We start from the raw sequence: 3425 nt of genomic DNA on the forward strand, positions 1-3425 counted from the left end.
TTTTTTCTACGCTTATTTCATATTCCATGCAACCCAAAAAGCCCTCTATTTCCAGCTCTTTCTTTATCGGCTAATCCATAGTTAGCGTTTCCAACGCTGTAGACAAAAAAACTAGTTTTGATTATCATATTAGTATGAACGACAATTTAGTATACCTCGGAATCGTTACTTCTCCTCACGGAATTAAAGGAGCTGTTAAAGTAAAAACTTTCACTGAAAAACCCGAAAATATTTTTCTATATGGTGAGCTGATAAGTGGTAATGAAAGTTATAAGATAGGCTCAGTCTCTGTCATAGGTGATAATTTAGTAATAGCCACAATAAGCGGAGTAAATTCTCGTAACGAAGCAGAGCTTTTAAGAAACAGAAAATTATACACAGAAAGAAACAAGCTGCCAAAACTAAATGATGAGAACAAGTTTTATCAAAGTGATCTTATAAATATGGAAGTAAGGTTAGAGAATAATGAATTATATGGCTATATAGAATCTATACATAATTTCGGTTCAGGAGATGTATTGGAAATTTCAGTCATCGGCACAAAAAAGAATATTATGCTGTCTTTTACTAAAGAGATATTTCCGCATATAAACGTAAAGGAAGGGTATATAGCACTCAATATGCCAGAATTCATTGATTGACAAAGGTTTTGATATTTCAAAAAAGCTACGTATAATTATAAGATCAAGCTGAAAGTTTAATTATGGCAGAAAGAGCTGATGGTATTAGGCCAGGTCAAGTGTTGGAACACAATGGCGGTTTGTTTTTGGTTGTAAGTATTATGCATACTCAGCCTGGCAAGGGTGGTGCATATATACAAGCAGAAATGAAGAACATAAAAACCGGAGCAAAACACTATGAAAGGTTCCGCTCTGATGCAACAATCAGAAGAGCAATTTTAGATGAAGAGGAGTATGTTTATCTCTTTACTGAAGGAGATATTGTAAACCTTATGCATCTGAGTAATTACGAGCAGATCGCTATAAATTTGGACTTATTGGGAGAAAAAAAGATTTATTTACAGGATAATATGAAAGTCAAAGTAGTAACTTACCAGGATAAGATAATCTCTGCGCATGTGCCTGATTACGTTACATTGACTGTAAAAGAAACAGAGTCTGTTATTAAAGGACAGACTGTTACTTCCTCTTATAAACCTGCAATTTTAGAAAACGGAATGCGTGTTAACGTGCCTCAATTTATAAAAAAAGAGGACAAAATTGTAGTATATACCCCCGATGACAGCTATTACGAAAGGGTAAAAGAGTAAAAGGAAGAATGTCCATTTCATCACCACGGATTAATGTGATGCTTGATTCTGTACGCAGTGCTTCCAAACAACTTATGCGTGATTTCAATGAATTGCAAATTTCCAATATTAAGTCAGCAGACTTTATCAATAAAACTTACTCAAGATGCAAGCAAACTATATACAATCGCTTACATGATTACAAGCAAGACTACGGTTTTATCTTTGAAGACAATACTGATCAAGAAATAAAAGATGACACTTATACCTGGTTCATTATGCCTATAGAAAGCAGAGAGAATTTTTCCAGTTGTATGGTTTATTTTGCAGTGTCGGTCTGTCTAATCCATAAAAACAAAGTTATAGCAGCCGTAATTGATGCTCCAGCTCTCAGAGAAACTTTTTGGGCAGAAGAGAAAAAGGGAGCTTTTCTTGAAGACTTTAGATCTCGTCATATAAAAATGCGAATGAAAAGCCGTGAAGGAGGCTTAATAGATGTAAGTGGTAATTTGTTAAATAAGTTACTGCCTAGCAACAGCAATGTACGTTCCATCGGTTCAACAGTTTTAGGTTTTGCATACCTTGCCGCAGGAAGATACAGTGGAATAGTTTACTCTGGAGTTAACAAATATAAAGCCTTGCTTGGCAAACTTTTTCTGCAAGAGAGTAGCGGAAGGCTAAGAGAAGGCAATGGATTAATCATTGCTGGAGATATGAAACTAACATAAACAAGCCACAGAAATAGACAATTTCTCAAAAACTTTTACAAGAGACTCTGTTAAATGTTTTATCATTTCGTCGGTATGATAAGGTGTGGGGGTAATACGAAAGCGCTCAGTTCCCTTGGGAACTGTTGGGTAATTTATATGTTGAACATATATTCCATGCTCATCAAATAGTAACTTTGATGCTATTTTGGATAACTCTGGATCACCAATTATTATCGGAATTATATGAGTTTTTGTTAGGATAAGATTAATTCCCGCGTTTCTCAGTGAGTTTTTTACCTTTGCAACAACTTGTTTTTGCTTTTCCCTTTCGATTTTGCTTAATTTCAGATGTTCAACACTTGCCTTTGCCGCTGCTGCTAAAACAGGCGACATAGCAGTGGTGAAAATAAATCCTGGAGCGGAACTTCTTATTACATCCACCAAGCTCTTTGAAGACGCTATATATCCACCCATCACTCCAAAAGCTTTCGATAATGTGCCTTGAATAACAGTCACTCTACCCATCAGACCTTCTCTTTCTGCAATTCCGCCACCACGCGGGCCATACATGCCAACTGCGTGTACCTCATCCAAATAGGTAATTGCATTATATTGATCTGCCAAGTCGCATATTTCTCTCAGCGGCGCTATATCACCATCCATTGAATATATGGACTCAAACGCTATTATTTTTGGTGTTTTTCTGCCCACAGACTTTAATAACTGCTCTAAGTGATCAACGTCATTATGCCTGAATATATATTTAGGTCTTTTTCCTGACTTTATGCCTTCTATCATCGAAGAGTGGTTTTTCTCATCTGAAAAAATTACCACGTCAGAAATGACGGACAATAAAGTGCTAAGTGTAGTCTGGTTGGCAAGGTAGCCACAAGCAAAAGTTAGAGCGGCTTCCTTGTTATGCAAACAAGCTAAAGATTTCTCAAGTTCGACAACCTCTTTTGTTGTACCGGAGATATTTCTCGTTCCCCCCGCACCAACAGATGAGTTGTGAATAGCAGCAATAACACTCTCATTTTGTGACATTCCTAAATAGTTATTACTGCACCAGACGATTACTTCCCTATTTTTTTCATAATCCATAATATAGGGAAGCCTGCCAGGCAACAACGCAAAATGCGTGAATTCACGATAGCGCCCTTCTTCTTTTATATCTTTGATTTTATTTAAGAATATTTCTTCGTAGTCTACCAAGTTTTTATCTATTAATAACTAGTAAAATTATAATAAATTATTCAATGGTAGACTACTATATTTATTATGCAGATGTAGCTACAGATTCTTTCTTCTCGTTGGGTACAACCTTTTCGACCTTATTGGTTTCAATAAAGCAGCTAGTCTCTGTGAAAAAAGTTTATCATGAGAAAATAAGGAAAGATGTAGCAAAAACTGGTAGTTTAACTTAGCCACAAATAGAGAAATGACTAAATGGCAATTATATAAAAGAA

5 protein-coding genes are annotated in these 3425 nt (G+C 35.8%); 4 read left to right on the top strand and 1 reads right to left on the bottom strand.

Translation table 11 applies throughout. The annotated features are described in order from the left end of the window. The first annotated feature begins 134 nt into the window (after positions 1-134). The 3 genes from rimM (at position 135) to GO685_RS04155 (ending at position 1977) form a co-directional block, all read left to right on the top strand. A complete protein-coding gene (gene rimM / locus GO685_RS04145) occupies positions 135-641 on the top strand; it encodes a ribosome maturation factor RimM (protein WP_175937694.1) in 507 nt (168 codons plus the stop codon). Between the two features lie 62 nt (positions 642-703). Then, positions 704-1270 (top strand): elongation factor P, encoded by a 567-nt coding sequence (efp, locus tag GO685_RS04150; protein ID WP_175937695.1) that lies wholly within the window; start codon positions 704-706, stop codon positions 1268-1270. 8 nt (positions 1271-1278) lie between these two features. After that, positions 1279-1977, top strand: coding sequence for an inositol monophosphatase family protein (locus GO685_RS04155; protein ID WP_175937696.1), 699 nt, complete (start codon positions 1279-1281; stop codon positions 1975-1977). Here GO685_RS04155 and hemA read toward each other — a convergent pair. After that, positions 1969-3171 carry a 5-aminolevulinate synthase gene (gene hemA, locus GO685_RS04160; protein WP_175937697.1) on the bottom strand — a complete coding sequence of 401 codons (1203 nt, stop codon included), beginning with the start codon at positions 3169-3171 and terminating at the stop codon, positions 1969-1971. The genes GO685_RS04155 and hemA overlap by 9 nt on opposite strands. 44 nt (positions 3172-3215) lie before the next feature. Here hemA and GO685_RS04165 point away from each other — a divergent pair, with 44 nt between their 5' ends. Then, positions 3216-3383 (top strand): hypothetical protein, encoded by a 168-nt coding sequence (locus GO685_RS04165; protein WP_175937698.1) that lies wholly within the window; start codon positions 3216-3218, stop codon positions 3381-3383. Positions 3384-3425: the final 42 nt, after the last annotated feature.

The sequence above is a fragment of the Wolbachia endosymbiont of Madathamugadia hiepei genome, assembly GCF_013366855.1.
Taxonomy (GTDB): domain Bacteria; phylum Pseudomonadota; class Alphaproteobacteria; order Rickettsiales; family Anaplasmataceae; genus Wolbachia.

Excerpts from the sequence above, each read along its gene's own strand:
- rimM (WP_175937694.1), top strand. The coding sequence starts at position 135 with ATGAACGACAATTTAGTATACCTCGGAATCGTTACTTCTCCTCACGGA.
- efp (WP_175937695.1), top strand. The coding sequence starts at position 704 with ATGGCAGAAAGAGCTGATGGTATTAGGCCAGGTCAAGTGTTGGAACAC.
- GO685_RS04155 (WP_175937696.1), top strand. The coding sequence starts at position 1,279 with ATGTCCATTTCATCACCACGGATTAATGTGATGCTTGATTCTGTACGC.
- GO685_RS04165 (WP_175937698.1), top strand. The coding sequence starts at position 3,216 with ATGGTAGACTACTATATTTATTATGCAGATGTAGCTACAGATTCTTTC.